This window comes from Pseudomonas sp. G.S.17 (assembly GCF_038096165.1).
Classification (GTDB): Bacteria; Pseudomonadota; Gammaproteobacteria; order Pseudomonadales; family Pseudomonadaceae; genus Aquipseudomonas.
Window position 1 is genome coordinate 1,800,208 of sequence record NZ_CP151076.1, and the last position, 16,321, is coordinate 1,816,528.

The window sequence follows — 16,321 nt, forward strand, 5'->3', positions numbered from 1 at the left end:
TGTTGCGCGGCAGCAGGCCTTGGCGCTTGGGTTTGAACGTTTAATGGGCGCCCTAAATGGGCTGAGGCGGCTTTGAGATGGCTTTAATCGTACAAAAATTTGGAGGCACCTCGGTAGGCTCCGTTGAGCGCATCGAGCAGGTAGCTGACAAAGTCAAAAAATTCCGCGAAGCAGGCGATGACCTGGTCGTGGTGCTGTCGGCCATGAGCGGCGAGACCAATCGTCTGATCGAACTGGCCAGGCAGATCAGCGATCAGCCGGTTCCTCGTGAGCTGGACGTGATCGTTTCCACTGGCGAACAGGTAACCATCGCGTTGTTGGCCATGGCCTTGATCAAGCGTGGCGTGCCAGCGGTTTCCTATACCGGTAATCAGGTTCGTATCCTGACGGACAGCGCGCATAACAAGGCGCGTATCCTGCAGATAGACGATCAGAAAATTCGCGCTGACCTGAAGGCCGGTCGTGTTGTTGTCGTCGCCGGTTTCCAGGGCGTCGATGAGAACGGCAATATCACGACCCTGGGTCGTGGCGGTTCGGACACCACCGGTGTGGCGCTGGCAGCAGCGCTCAAGGCCGATGAGTGCCAGATCTATACCGACGTCGATGGCGTCTATACCACTGACCCGCGAGTGGTGTCGCAAGCCCAGCGCCTGGACAAGATCACCTTCGAAGAGATGCTGGAAATGGCCAGCCTCGGTTCCAAGGTGCTGCAAATCCGCGCTGTCGAGTTTGCCGGCAAGTACAACGTTCCGCTGCGCGTATTGCACAGCTTCAAGGAGGGTCCGGGCACCCTCATTACCATTGATGAAGAGGAATCCATGGAACAGCCGATCATTTCCGGCATCGCTTTCAATCGCGATGAAGCCAAGCTGACCATCCGTGGTGTGCCAGACACGCCAGGCGTGGCCTTCAAGATTCTCGGGCCGATCAGTGGCGCGAATATCGAAGTCGATATGATCGTGCAGAACGTGGCGCACGATAACACCACCGATTTCACCTTTACTGTCCACCGCAATGACTACCAGGCGGCCTTGCAGGTGCTTGAAACCACCGCCAGCGAAATCGGCGCGCGTGAGGTTTCGGGCGATACCAAGATTGCCAAGGTGTCGATTGTCGGCGTCGGTATGCGTTCGCACGCGGGTGTCGCCAGTCGCATGTTCGAAGCGTTGGCCAAAGAGAGCATCAACATCCAGATGATCTCGACTTCGGAAATCAAGGTTTCCGTTGTGATCGAAGAGAAGTATCTGGAGTTGGCAGTACGTGCCCTCCACACTGCGTTCGAGCTGGATGCGCCCCGACAGGGTGAGTAATGCATGGTCAAAAGGCGCGGTTTGACCGCGCCTTTTGTTTTATTGATGGCGCAAAGCCTGTTCTTTTCTTTGCGCTGGTCAATACTCAGACTGCGCCCGCTTGAATGCTGATGCGGCCTGCCGGTTCTGACGACTGTTGTCCCTGAATGTAATGCGTGAGGAGAAAGGTATGCTGATTCTGACTCGTCGATGCGCAGAGAGCCTGATCATTGGTGATGGCGAAATTACCGTGACCGTGCTCGGCGTCAAAGGTAATCAGGTGCGAATTGGTGTCAACGCGCCCAAGGAAGTCGCTGTTCACCGTGAAGAGATTTACCTGCGTATCAAGAAAGAGAAGGACCAGGAACCAAGCCATTAATTTTTATTGAATTTTTGGTTTGCAAACGGGGAAAAGGGTGGTTATTATACGCCCCGTGTTGCGGAGAGCTGGCCGAGTGGCCGAAGGCGCTCCCCTGCTAAGGGAGTACACCTCAAAAGGGTGTCGGGGGTTCGAATCCCCCGTTCTCCGCCATTATTTGCGTAGTGCGTTGTTTCTGGCTTCATCGGTAAGTGTTTGAATTTACTCGATAAAGTGCTTGACCAGAAGATTCAACGGCCTATAATGCGCGGCAACAAATGCACTCGTAGCTCAGCTGGATAGAGTACTCGGCTACGAACCGAGCGGTCACAGGTTCGAATCCTGTCGAGTGCACCATTTAAAGGTTGTTTGCAGTAATGCAGATAACTTGCTTCAAGCCAGCGGTGGTCTGGTTTATCAAACGCCAAAGCACTCGTAGCTCAGCTGGATAGAGTACTCGGCTACGAACCGAGCGGTCACAGGTTCGAATCCTGTCGAGTGCACCAAACACCAAAAAGCCCGCATTTCGATGCGGGCTTTTTGCCGTCTAGCGTTTGCCTTTTACGCAGCCCGTCTCATCAAAGGTGACCTGGCTGCTGCGGCCCTTCTTCTCGTTGTAGGTGTAGCGAGTCTCTCCGTTTCGACTCGCAACCTTGTCTGGCCTGCCCAGCAAGCTTTCGACGTCGCGCTTGGTCATTCCAGGTGGAGTCTGCTGATTGATGATTGCCCGACGCCGCTGTTCAGCGCTCAAGCGGTTGCCGCAGCCGTCGTCACGCTGCCCCACGACCGTCAATTCTTTTTCCTGGCGAACTGCTTCGCTTTGTCGGCGGGGTGATTGATCGTGCGGTGGGAGTAGCGCTGCATTGCCACTGCTTCCAGGTGGCGCGTTAAAAGCGTTCTGTAGTTGTATGTCGTGGTCACTCGGGCAGCCAAGTGATGTGTAGGTGACATTGCCGGCAGGATCTTCGCAGCGCTGCACGATGGTCGCGTGCAGGGATAGCGGCAGGCAGAGCAGGGCGCTGCATAGCGCCTGACGGGTTGGGAAGTTCATGCGGTGTCCTCCGTGACGTGTCTGGCCCCAAGGCTAAACAAATGCCGATTGGTCGACGAGCGTGTTTTCTTGGCTGGATGTTGCGTTGTCGCTGTACTGACTCGTGCATTGTTTAAGTTTGTGTTGCAAGCGCTTGTTCCGGCCTGAATTTTGTAGCGTGCGCCGCGCTCAGGCGGTGTATGATTGCGCGCGTCAGCCCCGCCGGGGCTTGTGGAATCCCTCCATGGACTTACCCAGTAGCTACTCAACAGTTTTTTTCAACAATCATGCATTAACTGATTGATCTCCCGGCGTGCTCCGCTGCTGGGAGTGGAGTTCGCCTATGACCCAAATTGAAGTAAAAAAAACGCAGGAAAGTCTGCAGGATCGTCTGGCTCAAGTCATCGAGCTCCTGCAGCGCCAGCGTATCGTTGAAGATCTGACCCACCGCCAGGAGGGTCAAAATCAAGGCCGTGTAGAAAATCTCGTTCACCGGCAGAATCTCGTCGAGTTGCAACGCAAGCTCGATGACCTTCACTCCGCCGACGTCGCCTACATTCTTGAAGCGCTGCCACTTGAAGATCGTCTGACGGTCTGGCAATTGGTCAAGGCTGAGCGCGACGGCGACATCCTCCTCGAAGTTTCCGATTCCGTCAGGGAAACACTGATCGCCGACATGGACGATCACGAGTTGTTGGCTGCGGCCAAGGAGATGGACGCCGACGAACTCGCCGACCTTGCCCCCGAATTACCTCGCGATGTCGTCCATGAGCTCATGGAGGCGCTGGATAGCCAGCAGCGTGAGCGCGTGCGTTCGGCCTTGTCTTACGATGAGGAGCAAGTCGGCGCCCTGATGGACTTCGAGATGGTGACCATTCGGGAAGACGTCAGTCTCGAAGTCGTGTTGCGTTATCTGCGTCGTCTCAAAGAGCTGCCGGGCCATACTGACAAACTGTTCGTAGTCGATTACGACGGCGTGCTCAAGGGGGTGCTGCCTATCAAGCGCTTGCTGGTCAACGACCCGGAGAAGCAGGTTTCCGAGGTCATGGCTAACGATCCGGTGAGTTTTCACCCGGACGGCGATGCCTACGAGGCCGCGCAAGCCTTTGAGCGTTATGACTTGATTTCATCGCCGGTGGTGGACAAGAACGGCAAGCTTATCGGCCGTTTGACCATTGACGAAATGGTCGACCTCATTCGTGAAGAAAGCGAAACCGAAGTTCTCAACATGGCGGGTCTGCGCGAGGAAGAAGATATCTTCGCCTCCGTCTGGAAGTCGTTGCGTAACCGTTGGGCCTGGCTGGCAGTCAATCTGGTGACTGCTTTCATTGCGTCCAGGGTCATCGGCTTGTTCGAAGGCTCGATCGAAAAGCTGGTGGCGCTGGCTGCGTTGATGCCTATCGTTGCCGGAATTGGCGGAAACTCCGGCAATCAGACGATCACCATGATCGTCCGGGCGATGGCGCTGGACCAGGTCAACACCGGTAATACTTCGCGTCTACTGCGCAAGGAGTTGGTTGTAGGCTTGATCAACGGCGTAGTGTGGGGCGGGGTCATCGGTATTGTCGCCTACATGCTGTATGGCAGCTGGTCATTGGGCGTGGTCATGACGGCGGCGATGACTCTGAATCTTCTTCTGGCTGCGTTGATGGGCGTCACGATCCCCATGACCCTGGCTCGCCTGGGGCGCGACCCTGCAATGGGCGCCAGTGTGATGATTACAGCCATGACCGACAGCGGTGGATTCTTTATCTTCCTGGGGTTGGCGACCATCTTCCTGCTTTGATTTGCATGCATAAAAAAACCGCCTCCTGAGAGGCGGTTTTTTTTGTCTTGAAAATACGTCTTACAGGCAATAAAGAAAAAGACTACAACAAATAAAGCTAGCGCTGGGCCGGCTGGTTTTTTGATCTTGCTGTCAGGCTTCGTTATCTGCAGCAAGTTCGGTGTCATGGGCAATCAAGGAAACAAGAGCATTCTGTTGGCGGTGTGAAAGTTGCCGAAAGCGTTGCAGCAATTCGCGTTCATGCAGGGACAGCTCAGGGCTATCAAGGCGCAGGCTAGGCTCATCGCCCAGCGCACCTTCCTGAATCAAGCTTTGTTCGAGACGAGCAATGATCTCGGAGTTCATGCTGCGATGATGATTTTTGGCTACCTCTTGCACACGATTCCGCATGCCGTCTGGTAGGCGTACAACGAACTTGTCAGCCGTACGGCTGGAATAAGTAGCCTGTTTCATAGGGCTCATATATTTAACCGGTTAGTTCAGGGGAGAGCGGTTCTAGCAAGTCGCCGCAAGATGTCATTCTCTGACAGTCAATTTGGCAAAATGTTCAATCCGGATTGTCTTAAGAGGTCGCAATCATGCCTCAATCCGCCGGATCCTTGGCGTCAATTCTGTGACAAATGTTGACCTACATAAAGGCGATTTGCCAGCACCGATTGTCAGAATTGCGAGCGGCTCTGCAAAAAACTGATTCTGCCGCCCATCTGTCTGGCATCCGTCGTCCGTGGCTGCCAATTGCCATGATGGCTATCTGTCTTCAGCTTAGAGGCTATTGCAGTAAATACTAATGCGGGCCGACGGACGACAGAAATCTTCTGCAGTTGCAGGTCGGTCAGTTGAGGATGCTGCCGGAGGAGGGTTAGCTCTTGTTGATCGCGGGCTTAGAAGCGGGAGAGCTACAGCGCCGGGCGCAAGGCCGGGAGTGTCTAGCGCAGCACTGGATCAAATTTGAATCGTCGGCCCACCATCAGGGCGACCACGAATACGCAGAACGAAACTGCGCCCGCAATTCTCGCTGCGTAGCTAAGCGCTTCGGCGTTGGCTGGGAGCAATAGGTCGATGCTGATGAGCATGAGCGTCAGCGTGATGAAAAGCGCGGCGGGTTTTGACATGGCAAATCTCGTTGGGTGCAATTCTTAGAAAATCCAGCGTGGGCCGCTTTGAGTCGTTTGTGCTGAGGTGTCGCTTTCGCTGGCAACCATGGCTGATTCTTGATGTTGCTCAGACATAATTGCCAGTTGGGGTGCTTGGCGCAGCAGATGATGTGGTTGGGGTTGAATGGCTACTGACTGCTCTTGTGAACCGTTGTCCTGAAAATGAAAAGTCACCAATGCGACCAGGGCTGCTGCGTTCAACACTGATAGCGCGATGTTCATCTTCATGTACCTCCAACGGAACTTTCTAAAGGGGTTGTTCTCCACCTTCTATGCAGTGCATTCCGCATGCCAATAAATTAACGCAATAAATTCGTTTAAAATCAGAAACTTACAAAGTTTTTCCGATCGGCCTGGGTTGCGTTTTGCAATGATGGCCTTTTGCGGTAGTGCAAATTGCATGATGGTAATCTGTCGGTCGTAGCTGAAGGGCGTCTCCTACAGGGACTGCAGGCAATCACGACATGACAAAGTGGGGCTGTGCCGTTAACATGCACGCCGTTCCGCTGGTGCTGCAACCTGGGCCGGCAACCGTGTCTCAGTAGCTCAATTGGATAGAGCATCCCCCTCCTAAGGGGAAGGTTGGCAGTTCGAACCTGCCCTGGGACACCATATAGATAGCTTTATCAGGTCCGGCGGCGTCAGCAAGGCGCCCATACCTCATTCAGTTCAGCAAAGGCCCCGCACTCCATGAGTCGGGGCCTTTGTGTTTTGGCGCCGAGCTTGGGGTGTCGCGGTCTTTATATAGACAGTTGCTTTGGATCGTCATCGAGCTAGCCAGGATACTGCTTATAGATAGCTGTATCAGCGAGCTTTGAGGCGATGGAAAAAAGGTTTGCAGAGGTGGTTGACGGCGTACATTAATCCTGTAGAATTCGCCTCCCGCTAACGAGCAACGTGAAGTTGATCGAAGCGCAAGTGGTTGAAGTTGCAAAGGAAACTTTGAAAACTTCGAAAAATAACCGCTTGACAGTAACTGGTGCTGCTGTAGAATGCGCGCCTCGGTTGAGACGAAAGAATCAACCCACCGCTCTTTAACAATTGAATCAAGCAATTCGTGTGGGTGCTTGCGCTGTCAGACTGAAGTCAACTGATTATCAGCATCGTAAGTTACTCCGCGAGAAATCAAAGAAATAACCAACGATTGCTGAGCCAAGTTTAGGGTTTTCTCAAAACCCGAAGATGTTTGAACTGAAGAGTTTGATCATGGCTCAGATTGAACGCTGGCGGCAGGCCTAACACATGCAAGTCGAGCGGCAGCACGGGTACTTGTACCTGGTGGCGAGCGGCGGACGGGTGAGTAATGCCTAGGAATCTGCCTGGTAGTGGGGGATAACGCTCGGAAACGGACGCTAATACCGCATACGTCCTACGGGAGAAAGCAGGGGACCTTCGGGCCTTGCGCTATCAGATGAGCCTAGGTCGGATTAGCTAGTTGGTGGGGTAATGGCTCACCAAGGCGACGATCCGTAACTGGTCTGAGAGGATGATCAGTCACACTGGAACTGAGACACGGTCCAGACTCCTACGGGAGGCAGCAGTGGGGAATATTGGACAATGGGCGAAAGCCTGATCCAGCCATGCCGCGTGTGTGAAGAAGGTCTTCGGATTGTAAAGCACTTTAAGTTGGGAGGAAGGGCCGTTACCTAATACGTATCGGTTTTGACGTTACCGACAGAATAAGCACCGGCTAACTCTGTGCCAGCAGCCGCGGTAATACAGAGGGTGCAAGCGTTAATCGGAATTACTGGGCGTAAAGCGCGCGTAGGTGGTTTGTTAAGTTGAATGTGAAATCCCCGGGCTCAACCTGGGAACTGCATGCAAAACTGGCAAGCTAGAGTATGGTAGAGGGTGGTGGAATTTCCTGTGTAGCGGTGAAATGCGTAGATATAGGAAGGAACACCAGTGGCGAAGGCGACCACCTGGACTGATACTGACACTGAGGTGCGAAAGCGTGGGGAGCAAACAGGATTAGATACCCTGGTAGTCCACGCCGTAAACGATGTCAACTAGCCGTTGGGAGCCTTGAGCTCTTAGTGGCGCAGCTAACGCATTAAGTTGACCGCCTGGGGAGTACGGCCGCAAGGTTAAAACTCAAATGAATTGACGGGGGCCCGCACAAGCGGTGGAGCATGTGGTTTAATTCGAAGCAACGCGAAGAACCTTACCAGGCCTTGACATCCAATGAATCTGCCAGAGATGGCGGAGTGCCTTCGGGAGCATTGAGACAGGTGCTGCATGGCTGTCGTCAGCTCGTGTCGTGAGATGTTGGGTTAAGTCCCGTAACGAGCGCAACCCTTGTCCTTAGTTACCAGCACGTAATGGTGGGCACTCTAAGGAGACTGCCGGTGACAAACCGGAGGAAGGTGGGGATGACGTCAAGTCATCATGGCCCTTACGGCCTGGGCTACACACGTGCTACAATGGTCGGTACAGAGGGTTGCCAAGCCGCGAGGTGGAGCTAATCCCAGAAAACCGATCGTAGTCCGGATCGCAGTCTGCAACTCGACTGCGTGAAGTCGGAATCGCTAGTAATCGCGAATCAGAATGTCGCGGTGAATACGTTCCCGGGCCTTGTACACACCGCCCGTCACACCATGGGAGTGGGTTGCACCAGAAGTAGCTAGTCTAACCTTCGGGGGGACGGTTACCACGGTGTGATTCATGACTGGGGTGAAGTCGTAACAAGGTAGCCGTAGGGGAACCTGCGGCTGGATCACCTCCTTAATCGAAGACCTTAGCTGTAGCGTAAGTTCCCACACGAATTGCTTGATTCATTGAAGAAGACGATTAGAAGCAGCTTTAAGCTCCACGCTGATAGCTCAGGCTAGCGGCTACAAGCTCGAAATTGGGTCTGTAGCTCAGTTGGTTAGAGCGCACCCCTGATAAGGGTGAGGTCGGCAGTTCGAATCTGCCCAGACCCACCAATTTTGTGTGGGAAACGCCTGTAGAAATACGGGGCCATAGCTCAGCTGGGAGAGCGCCTGCCTTGCACGCAGGAGGTCAACGGTTCGATCCCGTTTGGCTCCACCACTTACTGCTTCTGTTGCCTGTAAAGCTTAGAAATGAGCATTCCATCGTGTGATGGTGAATGTTGATTTCTAGTCTTTGATTAGATCGTTCTTTAAAAATTTGGGTATGTGATAGAAATATAGACTGGTAGCCACTTTCACTGGTGGGTATCAGGCTAAGGTAAAATGTGTGAGTTGCTCTTAAGTGAGCAAGCGTACGAATTTTCGGCGAATGTCGTCTTCACAGTATAACCAGATTGCTTGGGGTTATATGGTCAAGTGAAGAAGCGCATACGGTGGATGCCTTGGCAGTCAGAGGCGATGAAAGACGTGGTAGCCTGCGAAAAGCTTCGGGGAGTCGGCAAACAGACTGTGATCCGGAGATGTCTGAATGGGGGAACCCAGCCATCATAAGATGGTTACCTTACACTGAATACATAGGTGTATGGAGCGAACCAGGGGAACTGAAACATCTAAGTACCCTGAGGAAAAGAAATCAACCGAGATTCCCTTAGTAGTGGCGAGCGAACGGGGACCAGCCCTTAAGTTATCTTGAGATTAGCGGAACGCTCTGGAAAGTGCGGCCATAGTGGGTGATAGCCCTGTACGCGAAAATCTCTTGGTAATGAAATCGAGTAGGACGGGGCACGAGAAACCTTGTCTGAACATGGGGGGACCATCCTCCAAGGCTAAATACTACTGACTGACCGATAGTGAACTAGTACCGTGAGGGAAAGGCGAAAAGAACCCCGGAGAGGGGAGTGAAATAGATCCTGAAACCGTATGCGTACAAGCAGTGGGAGCCCACTTTGTTGGGTGACTGCGTACCTTTTGTATAATGGGTCAGCGACTTATTTTCAGTGGCGAGCTTAACCGAATAGGGGAGGCGTAGCGAAAGCGAGTCTTAATAGGGCGTCTAGTCGCTGGGAATAGACCCGAAACCGGGCGATCTATCCATGGGCAGGTTGAAGGTTGGGTAACACTAACTGGAGGACCGAACCGACTACCGTTGAAAAGTTAGCGGATGACCTGTGGATCGGAGTGAAAGGCTAATCAAGCTCGGAGATAGCTGGTTCTCCTCGAAAGCTATTTAGGTAGCGCCTCATGTATCACTGTAGGGGGTAGAGCACTGTTTCGGCTAGGGGGTCATCCCGACTTACCAAACCGATGCAAACTCCGAATACCTACAAGTGCCGAGCATGGGAGACACACGGCGGGTGCTAACGTCCGTCGTGAAAAGGGAAACAACCCAGACCGTCAGCTAAGGTCCCAAAGTTATGGTTAAGTGGGAAACGATGTGGGAAGGCTTAGACAGCTAGGAGGTTGGCTTAGAAGCAGCCACCCTTTAAAGAAAGCGTAATAGCTCACTAGTCGAGTCGGCCTGCGCGGAAGATGTAACGGGGCTCAAACCATACACCGAAGCTACGGGTATCACCCTCGGGTGATGCGGTAGAGGAGCGTTCTGTAAGCCTGTGAAGGTGAGTTGAGAAGCTTGCTGGAGGTATCAGAAGTGCGAATGCTGACATGAGTAACGATAATGGGTGTGAAAAACACCCACGCCGAAAGACCAAGGTTTCCTGCGCAACGTTAATCGACGCAGGGTTAGTCGGTCCCTAAGGCGAGGCTGAAAAGCGTAGTCGATGGAAAACAGGTTAATATTCCTGTACTTCTGGTTACTGCGATGGAGGGACGGAGAAGGCTAGGCCAGCTTGGCGTTGGTTGTCCAAGTTTAAGGTGGTAGGCTGGAATCTTAGGTAAATCCGGGATTCTAAGGCCGAGAGCTGATGACGAGTGCACTTTTAGTGCGCGAAGTGGTTGATGCCATGCTTCCAAGAAAAGCTTCTAAGCTTCAGGTAACCAGGAACCGTACCCCAAACCGACACAGGTGGTTGGGTAGAGAATACCAAGGCGCTTGAGAGAACTCGGGTGAAGGAACTAGGCAAAATGGCACCGTAACTTCGGGAGAAGGTGCGCCGGTGGAGGTGAAGCATTTACTGCGTAAGCCCCTGCTGGTCGAAGATACCAGGCCGCTGCGACTGTTTATTAAAAACACAGCACTCTGCAAACACGAAAGTGGACGTATAGGGTGTGACGCCTGCCCGGTGCCGGAAGGTTAATTGATGGGGTTAGCTAACGCGAAGCTCTTGATCGAAGCCCCGGTAAACGGCGGCCGTAACTATAACGGTCCTAAGGTAGCGAAATTCCTTGTCGGGTAAGTTCCGACCTGCACGAATGGCGTAACGATGGCGGCGCTGTCTCCACCCGAGACTCAGTGAAATTGAAATCGCTGTGAAGATGCAGTGTATCCGCGGCTAGACGGAAAGACCCCGTGAACCTTTACTATAGCTTTGCACTGGACTTTGAATTTGCTTGTGTAGGATAGGTGGGAGGCTTTGAAGCGTGGACGCCAGTCTGCGTGGAGCCAACCTTGAAATACCACCCTGGCAACTTTGAGGTTCTAACTCAGGTCCGTTATCCGGATCGAGGACAGTGTATGGTGGGTAGTTTGACTGGGGCGGTCTCCTCCTAAAGAGTAACGGAGGAGTACGAAGGTGCGCTCAGACCGGTCGGAAATCGGTCGTAGAGTATAAAGGCAAAAGCGCGCTTGACTGCGAGACAGACACGTCGAGCAGGTACGAAAGTAGGTCTTAGTGATCCGGTGGTTCTGTATGGAAGGGCCATCGCTCAACGGATAAAAGGTACTCCGGGGATAACAGGCTGATACCGCCCAAGAGTTCATATCGACGGCGGTGTTTGGCACCTCGATGTCGGCTCATCACATCCTGGGGCTGAAGCCGGTCCCAAGGGTATGGCTGTTCGCCATTTAAAGTGGTACGCGAGCTGGGTTTAGAACGTCGTGAGACAGTTCGGTCCCTATCTGCCGTGGACGTTTGAGATTTGAGAGGGGCTGCTCCTAGTACGAGAGGACCGGAGTGGACGAACCTCTGGTGTTCCGGTTGTCACGCCAGTGGCATTGCCGGGTAGCTATGTTCGGAATAGATAACCGCTGAAAGCATCTAAGCGGGAAACTAGCCTCAAGATGAGATCTCACTGGGACCTTGAGTCCCCTGAAGGGCCGTCGAAGACTACGACGTTGATAGGCAGGGTGTGTAAGCGCTGTGAGGCGTTGAGCTAACCTGTACTAATTGCCCGTGAGGCTTGACCATATAACACCCAAGCAATTTGCGACTCGAAAGAGACAGATTGCGGTGACTGTGAAGACGACACGAACCGAAAGTTCGGACGCACACAAATGACACCTGACTATCACATACCCGATTTGCCGAAACGTCGAAAGACGCGTCGGTACCCGAATTTCTTGACGACCATAGAGCATTGGAACCACCTGATCCCATCCCGAACTCAGCAGTGAAACGATGCATCGCCGATGGTAGTGTGGGGTTTCCCCATGTGAGAGTAGGTCATCGTCAAGATTGAATTCCAGAACCCCTGATCGCTTACGCGTTCAGGGGTTTTGTTTGTCTGCTCGAAAATATCCTGTTCAGTCATATCAATGTTTGACGCGATGGTGCGTCTTTCCCCCGTGTGTGGTCTCCAGATAATCGCTTCATCCAGAAGTCTGCAGGCTCGCCGAGCTGGAACCGTTCTTGCATCGCGCTAGGGAATGACCTTTTTTTGACTCCTCGCGACAGGAATCTCGATGCTGGCGTACAACCAAAAAAGCTTTCTTATCGTCGATGATTTCTCTGACTTTCGAAGTTCTGTCAGATCGATGTTGCGCGAGTTGGGCGTGAAGGATGTCGATACTGCGGACACTGGCGAGCAAGCGCTACGCATGTGCGCGCAGAAGCGCTACGATTTTGTCCTGCACGATTTCAATCTCGGTGATGGCAAGAAAAACGGTCAGCACGTGCTGGAAGATCTCATGGTCGACAAGTTGTTGAGCCATGAAAGCGTATTCATCATGGTTACCGCCGAAAACAGTCAGGCGATGGTCATGAGCGCGCTTGAGTGGGAGCCGGACGCTTATCTGACCAAGCCGTTCAACCGTGCAGGCCTGGCCCAGCGCCTCGAAAAGCTTGTCCAGCGCAAGAGCCTGCTCAAGCCTATCCTGCAGGCCCTGGACCGAGGCAAGCCAGCCGAAGTATTGGCTGCCTGCACTGCTCTTATAAATCAGGATCAGCGATACGCGCCTTTATGTCTGCGTTACAAGGCCGATGCCCTGCGCGACCTCAATCAGCATGATGCGCTGGAAGCCCTTCTCAAGAGCATTCTTGCCGACCGCGCTACCCCTTGGGCTTACGCGGCACTGGGCAATCTGCTGTTCAAGCGTAACAAGGTCAGTGAAGCCCAGTTGGTCTTTGAGCAAGCGTTGAAAGCGTTTTCGACAATGCCGGCGCTCTACGATGGGCTCGCCGATGTATTGGTGGCTCGCGGTGATTCCAAGCGCGCGCAGGAGGTGCTGGAGGCTGCCGTGCGTTTGTCACCTCTGGCTGTGCGACGTCAACGGTTACTTGGCAAGTTGGCCCTCGATAACCAAGATTTCGAAAGTGCTTCCAAGGCTTATCGGCATGCAGTGGCTCAGGGACAACATTCCCGGTTCAAGGATCCCGAAGCCAATCTGGGATTCGCTCAGGCATTGATCAGCAAAAATGGCGATCAGGGCCTTGATTCACGATCCAGAGTAGAGCTGAACCAGACGCTGAGTGAGGTCGCCAAAGAGCATGGCAGCGATCAGGGCCTTCAGGTGCGAACCCGCTTGATGAAAGCCACCAGCCTGCAATTGTCAGATCCTGAAGCCGCAGCGAAATTAACCGAAGATGCAATGGGCCGTCTGCAAGGCATGGAGCAGTTTCTGAGTGCCGACGCGGCGTTGGTCGTTGCTGCGCAATTACAAAAGCTGGGGCAAGAGGATGCCGGTGCTGGCGTGCTTAAAAGCTGTGCCGAGATCTACGGCGATGATCCGGTGGTTATGCAAAGTATCGCCAAGCAAACCGACGACCCTGCGATTCTGGGTGCTGGCAAAGCAGCAATGGACCTCAATCTACAGGGCGTTCGCAGCTACAAGGCTGGCAGCCTGCCCGAAGCTCGTGATTTTTTCCGCAATGCTCTGGCCTTGCAACCGAAGAACATCAGTATCGCGTTGAACCTGGCGCAGTCGTTGCTGCACGCCAAGGGATCGGCTCCTGACGCTGCCAGCATACAAGAGTGTCAAAGCTGCCTGAAGATGGTCGGCAATATGCCCGACAGCGATCCGCGATATGACAGGTTTCAGAAATTACACAGCAGGGCATTCGGCGCATGAGCGAAATGGATACCGGTCTTGATTTTTCCATGGTCATTGCATCGACAGTGCATGACATGAAGAACTCCCTCGCGACGCTGATGCAGGCGCACGGCCAATGGTCAGGCCGGCTTACCGATGCGCAGCGCGACACTCCCGAACACGGCGTGATCGACTACGAATTCGCCAATCTGAATGGAATGCTGGTGCAGTTGCTTGGCTTGTACAAATTGGGTGTCAACCAGTTGCCATTGCGCCCGGATTATCACGAACTCGATGACTTTATCGAAGCTCAGCTTGCACTGCATCATGAGGTGCTAAGCAGTCGCGGGATCACCGCGACATTTGAAGTGAACAGCTCGAACCCGCTGGGCTTCTTTGATCGTGAATTGATCGGCTCGGTAGTGGCCAACATCATCATCAACGCTATCCGTTTTGCCCGCCGAGCGGTGGTGGTCAATATCGGGGAAGCGGCCGACGGGCTTGTAATAACGATCAACGATGACGGCCCCGGCTACCCACTATTTCTGATCGAGCGTCAGTCCGACTACGTGCAGGGCATCAATCAAGTCAGTGGTAGCACTGGCTTGGGCCTTTATTTTGCCGCGCGTATCGCCGAGAGCCATGAGCGGAACGGCATTCGCGGCCGAATCGAAATCGCAAATGGTGGCAGCCTCGGAGGCGGATTATTCAGCATTTACCTGCCGTGAACAGCGGGTCGGCAGTAGCCAGCTGGCCCTTCGCTACGCTTAAGTTTGTCTGGCTCCAGCCGATGATTGAGTAGGTGCAGATTTAAGGAAGGCAAACGTGAACTTGTTTATCAACCAGCTCCAAAACAAGAAAGACTTCCGCAAGGCCGTATATTCCGGTGACATCTTTCTGAATACCAATCTTCAGGCCCCCATCGACCTTTGCGATTTTGCCCGCCATAGCATTACCGCAGCGTTCAAGGGTGAGACCGATCATCAGGCACTGCACACGATGATGCCTGTTGAGGAGTTCGTGACGCTGGTCACGCGCCTCAAAGGTCAGTTCACTAACTGCCTGGAGGTCAAGGAGATGATCCGCCGTTTCGTTTTGGAAATAGGCGCTGATCCAGCTGAATACCTCTTTGATGTGCCACGAATTCGTGTAGTGCCGAACTATAACTATTTGCACGCAGGCGTCAGTTACGCTTACAAGCCGCATCGCGACACTTGGTACGGCGGCTCGGATTGCCAGATCAACACCTGGATGCCGGTTTATACGATCCAGCCGGAGCAGACAATGATGATCAATCCTGCGTATTTCGCTGCCCCGGTGAACAACTCTTCAGCCGACTGGAACCTGTCGAACTGGATTAACGTGCAGCGTTCGTTGGCCAAGGACAACGTGAAAGAGGAAGTGCGCGTTCATCCGGTTCCTCTTGAAGATATATCCACTGCTTCGGAGATCCGGATTGCCGCCAATGCTGGTGAAATCATTACGTTCTCTGGCTCACATCTTCACGGCACAGTGCCTAACTACACTGCGCAGACCCGCTTCAGTGTCGACTTTCGTCTGGTTCATATCGCAGATTTGCTTGCCGGCAACGGTGCAGTGAATGTCGACAGTGGTGCCAAGGACGCGGAAGCCGGCTTCAAAGAACTCATTCATGTCAGCGATTTTTCGCATTTCCAGGGAGTCAACCAATGACCAAGCGGCGCCTAACAGGACCCGAGGCCGAGTACAACGAAAAACGTGCCGACGTCCTCAAGCGGGTAGATTCCCAGTACGTGGCTGATGCACCTTTTGTGTTTGCCAACCGAATTGCCGTAACCGCTGCATTGTCGCGAATCGAGTTGTTCAAGATGGTCCAGGATATTCCGGGTGCCATCATTGAGTGCGGCGTGTACAAGGGTAATTCGCTGATGTTGTACATGCAGCTGTCGATGATCCTTGAACCCTACGCGATCAATCGCTCCATCATCGGTTTTGATACTTTCTCCGGGTTTGCAAGTATTGATGCTGAACAAGATCCGACCGACATCAATGAGAACATGTTTTCTGATACCGATGAGTCGATCATCCAGGACATGATCGATGCCAATGATCTGGTACGCCCGGTCAACCGCATCCCGCGTTGCGAGATCATCAAAGGTGACATCATGGAGACCGTCCCGGCGTTCCCCAAGACGCGCCCGGACCTGGTCGTGGCCATGCTTATTCTCGACACCGATCTCTATTCCTCGACGAAAGTGGCTCTGGAAACCTTCCTGCCGTTCATGCCTAAAGGTGCCATCGTGGTGCTGGACGAAGTTGCCTATCGTAACTTCCCCGGTGAAACGAGCGCGCTGCGTGAAGTACTGGATCTGAACAAGGTCGAACTCAAGCGTCTGCCGTTTGACTCGTGTGTCGGGTACTTCCGCATCTGATTCAACTGTTCTGGCTCCCCGACCTCTGCGTCGAGGAGCCGCAGACCAATGCCCA

General features: G+C 53.5%; 11 protein-coding genes, 6 tRNA genes and 3 rRNA genes. 16 read left to right on the forward strand and 4 right to left on the reverse strand.

What is annotated here, in order from left to right; genetic code table 11:
* Nucleotides 1-77: 77 nt before the first annotated feature.
* The 5 genes from AABC73_RS08220 (at nucleotide 78) to AABC73_RS08240 (ending at nucleotide 2,153) form a co-directional block, all read left to right on the forward strand.
* Entirely contained in the window at nucleotides 78-1,310 is a 1,233-nt protein-coding gene (locus tag AABC73_RS08220; protein ID WP_020290523.1) for an aspartate kinase, read from the forward strand.
* Between the two features lie 169 nt (nucleotides 1,311-1,479).
* Nucleotides 1,480-1,668 (forward strand): carbon storage regulator CsrA, encoded by a 189-nt coding sequence (gene csrA, locus AABC73_RS08225; protein ID WP_020290522.1) that lies wholly within the window; start codon nucleotides 1,480-1,482, stop codon nucleotides 1,666-1,668.
* A 62-nt stretch (nucleotides 1,669-1,730) separates the two neighbouring features.
* Nucleotides 1,731-1,821, forward strand: a tRNA-Ser gene (locus tag AABC73_RS08230).
* Between the two features lie 106 nt (nucleotides 1,822-1,927).
* Nucleotides 1,928-2,004: transfer RNA gene (locus AABC73_RS08235), tRNA-Arg, on the forward strand.
* A 72-nt stretch (nucleotides 2,005-2,076) separates the two neighbouring features.
* Nucleotides 2,077-2,153, forward strand: a tRNA-Arg gene (locus AABC73_RS08240).
* Nucleotides 2,154-2,194: 41 nt separating this feature from the next.
* Here AABC73_RS08240 and bamE read toward each other — a convergent pair.
* Nucleotides 2,195-2,698, reverse strand: coding sequence for an outer membrane protein assembly factor BamE (bamE, locus tag AABC73_RS08245; protein WP_341523163.1), 504 nt, complete (start codon nucleotides 2,696-2,698; stop codon nucleotides 2,195-2,197).
* A 322-nt stretch (nucleotides 2,699-3,020) separates the two neighbouring features.
* On the opposite strand from bamE, the gene mgtE reads away from it, so the two are divergent.
* Nucleotides 3,021-4,463, forward strand: a complete 1,443-nt coding sequence (mgtE, locus tag AABC73_RS08250; protein WP_341523164.1) for a magnesium transporter — start codon at nucleotides 3,021-3,023, stop codon at nucleotides 4,461-4,463.
* Nucleotides 4,464-4,595: 132 nt separating this feature from the next.
* On the opposite strand, the gene AABC73_RS08255 is transcribed toward mgtE, so the two are convergent.
* The 3 genes from AABC73_RS08255 to AABC73_RS08265 form a co-directional block, all read right to left on the reverse strand.
* Entirely contained in the window at nucleotides 4,596-4,925 is a 330-nt protein-coding gene (locus AABC73_RS08255; RefSeq protein WP_020290519.1) for an Arc family DNA-binding protein, read from the reverse strand.
* Between the two features lie 464 nt (nucleotides 4,926-5,389).
* Entirely contained in the window at nucleotides 5,390-5,575 is a 186-nt protein-coding gene (locus tag AABC73_RS08260; protein WP_341523165.1) for a PA3371 family protein, read from the reverse strand.
* A 24-nt stretch (nucleotides 5,576-5,599) separates the two neighbouring features.
* Nucleotides 5,600-5,845, reverse strand: a complete 246-nt coding sequence (locus tag AABC73_RS08265) for a hypothetical protein (RefSeq protein WP_341523166.1) — start codon at nucleotides 5,843-5,845, stop codon at nucleotides 5,600-5,602.
* A gap of 307 nt (nucleotides 5,846-6,152) precedes the next feature.
* On the opposite strand from AABC73_RS08265, the gene AABC73_RS08270 reads away from it, so the two are divergent.
* The 10 genes from AABC73_RS08270 to AABC73_RS08315 all read left to right on the forward strand — a co-directional run bounded on the left by AABC73_RS08270 (nucleotide 6,153) and on the right by AABC73_RS08315 (nucleotide 16,266).
* A tRNA-Arg gene (locus AABC73_RS08270) sits at nucleotides 6,153-6,229 on the forward strand.
* 576 nt (nucleotides 6,230-6,805) lie between these two features.
* Nucleotides 6,806-8,344, forward strand: a 16S ribosomal RNA gene (locus tag AABC73_RS08275).
* Between the two features lie 123 nt (nucleotides 8,345-8,467).
* Nucleotides 8,468-8,544, forward strand: a tRNA-Ile gene (locus AABC73_RS08280).
* Nucleotides 8,545-8,574: 30 nt separating this feature from the next.
* Nucleotides 8,575-8,650, forward strand: a tRNA-Ala gene (locus AABC73_RS08285).
* Between the two features lie 251 nt (nucleotides 8,651-8,901).
* Nucleotides 8,902-11,795 (forward strand): 23S ribosomal RNA (locus tag AABC73_RS08290).
* A 151-nt stretch (nucleotides 11,796-11,946) separates the two neighbouring features.
* Nucleotides 11,947-12,062 (forward strand): 5S ribosomal RNA (rrf, locus tag AABC73_RS08295).
* Together the 16S, 23S and 5S rRNA genes with 2 tRNA genes alongside form the textbook arrangement of a ribosomal RNA operon.
* Nucleotides 12,063-12,289: 227 nt before the next feature.
* Nucleotides 12,290-13,894 carry a response regulator gene (locus AABC73_RS08300; protein ID WP_341523167.1) on the forward strand — a complete coding sequence of 535 codons (1,605 nt, stop codon included), beginning with the start codon at nucleotides 12,290-12,292 and terminating at the stop codon, nucleotides 13,892-13,894.
* Nucleotides 13,891-14,583: a HAMP domain-containing sensor histidine kinase gene (locus AABC73_RS08305; protein WP_341523168.1), complete on the forward strand. Its 693-nt coding sequence runs from the start codon at nucleotides 13,891-13,893 to the stop codon at nucleotides 14,581-14,583. The genes AABC73_RS08300 and AABC73_RS08305 overlap by 4 nt, the downstream gene beginning before the upstream one ends.
* Before the next feature lie 97 nt (nucleotides 14,584-14,680).
* On the forward strand, nucleotides 14,681-15,547 hold the full coding sequence (locus AABC73_RS08310; protein ID WP_341523169.1) for a hypothetical protein: 867 nt from the start codon (nucleotides 14,681-14,683) through the stop codon (nucleotides 15,545-15,547).
* On the forward strand, nucleotides 15,544-16,266 hold the full coding sequence (locus tag AABC73_RS08315) for a TylF/MycF/NovP-related O-methyltransferase (RefSeq protein ID WP_020290783.1): 723 nt from the start codon (nucleotides 15,544-15,546) through the stop codon (nucleotides 16,264-16,266). Before AABC73_RS08310 ends, AABC73_RS08315 begins: the two co-directional genes overlap by 4 nt.
* Nucleotides 16,267-16,321: the final 55 nt, after the last annotated feature.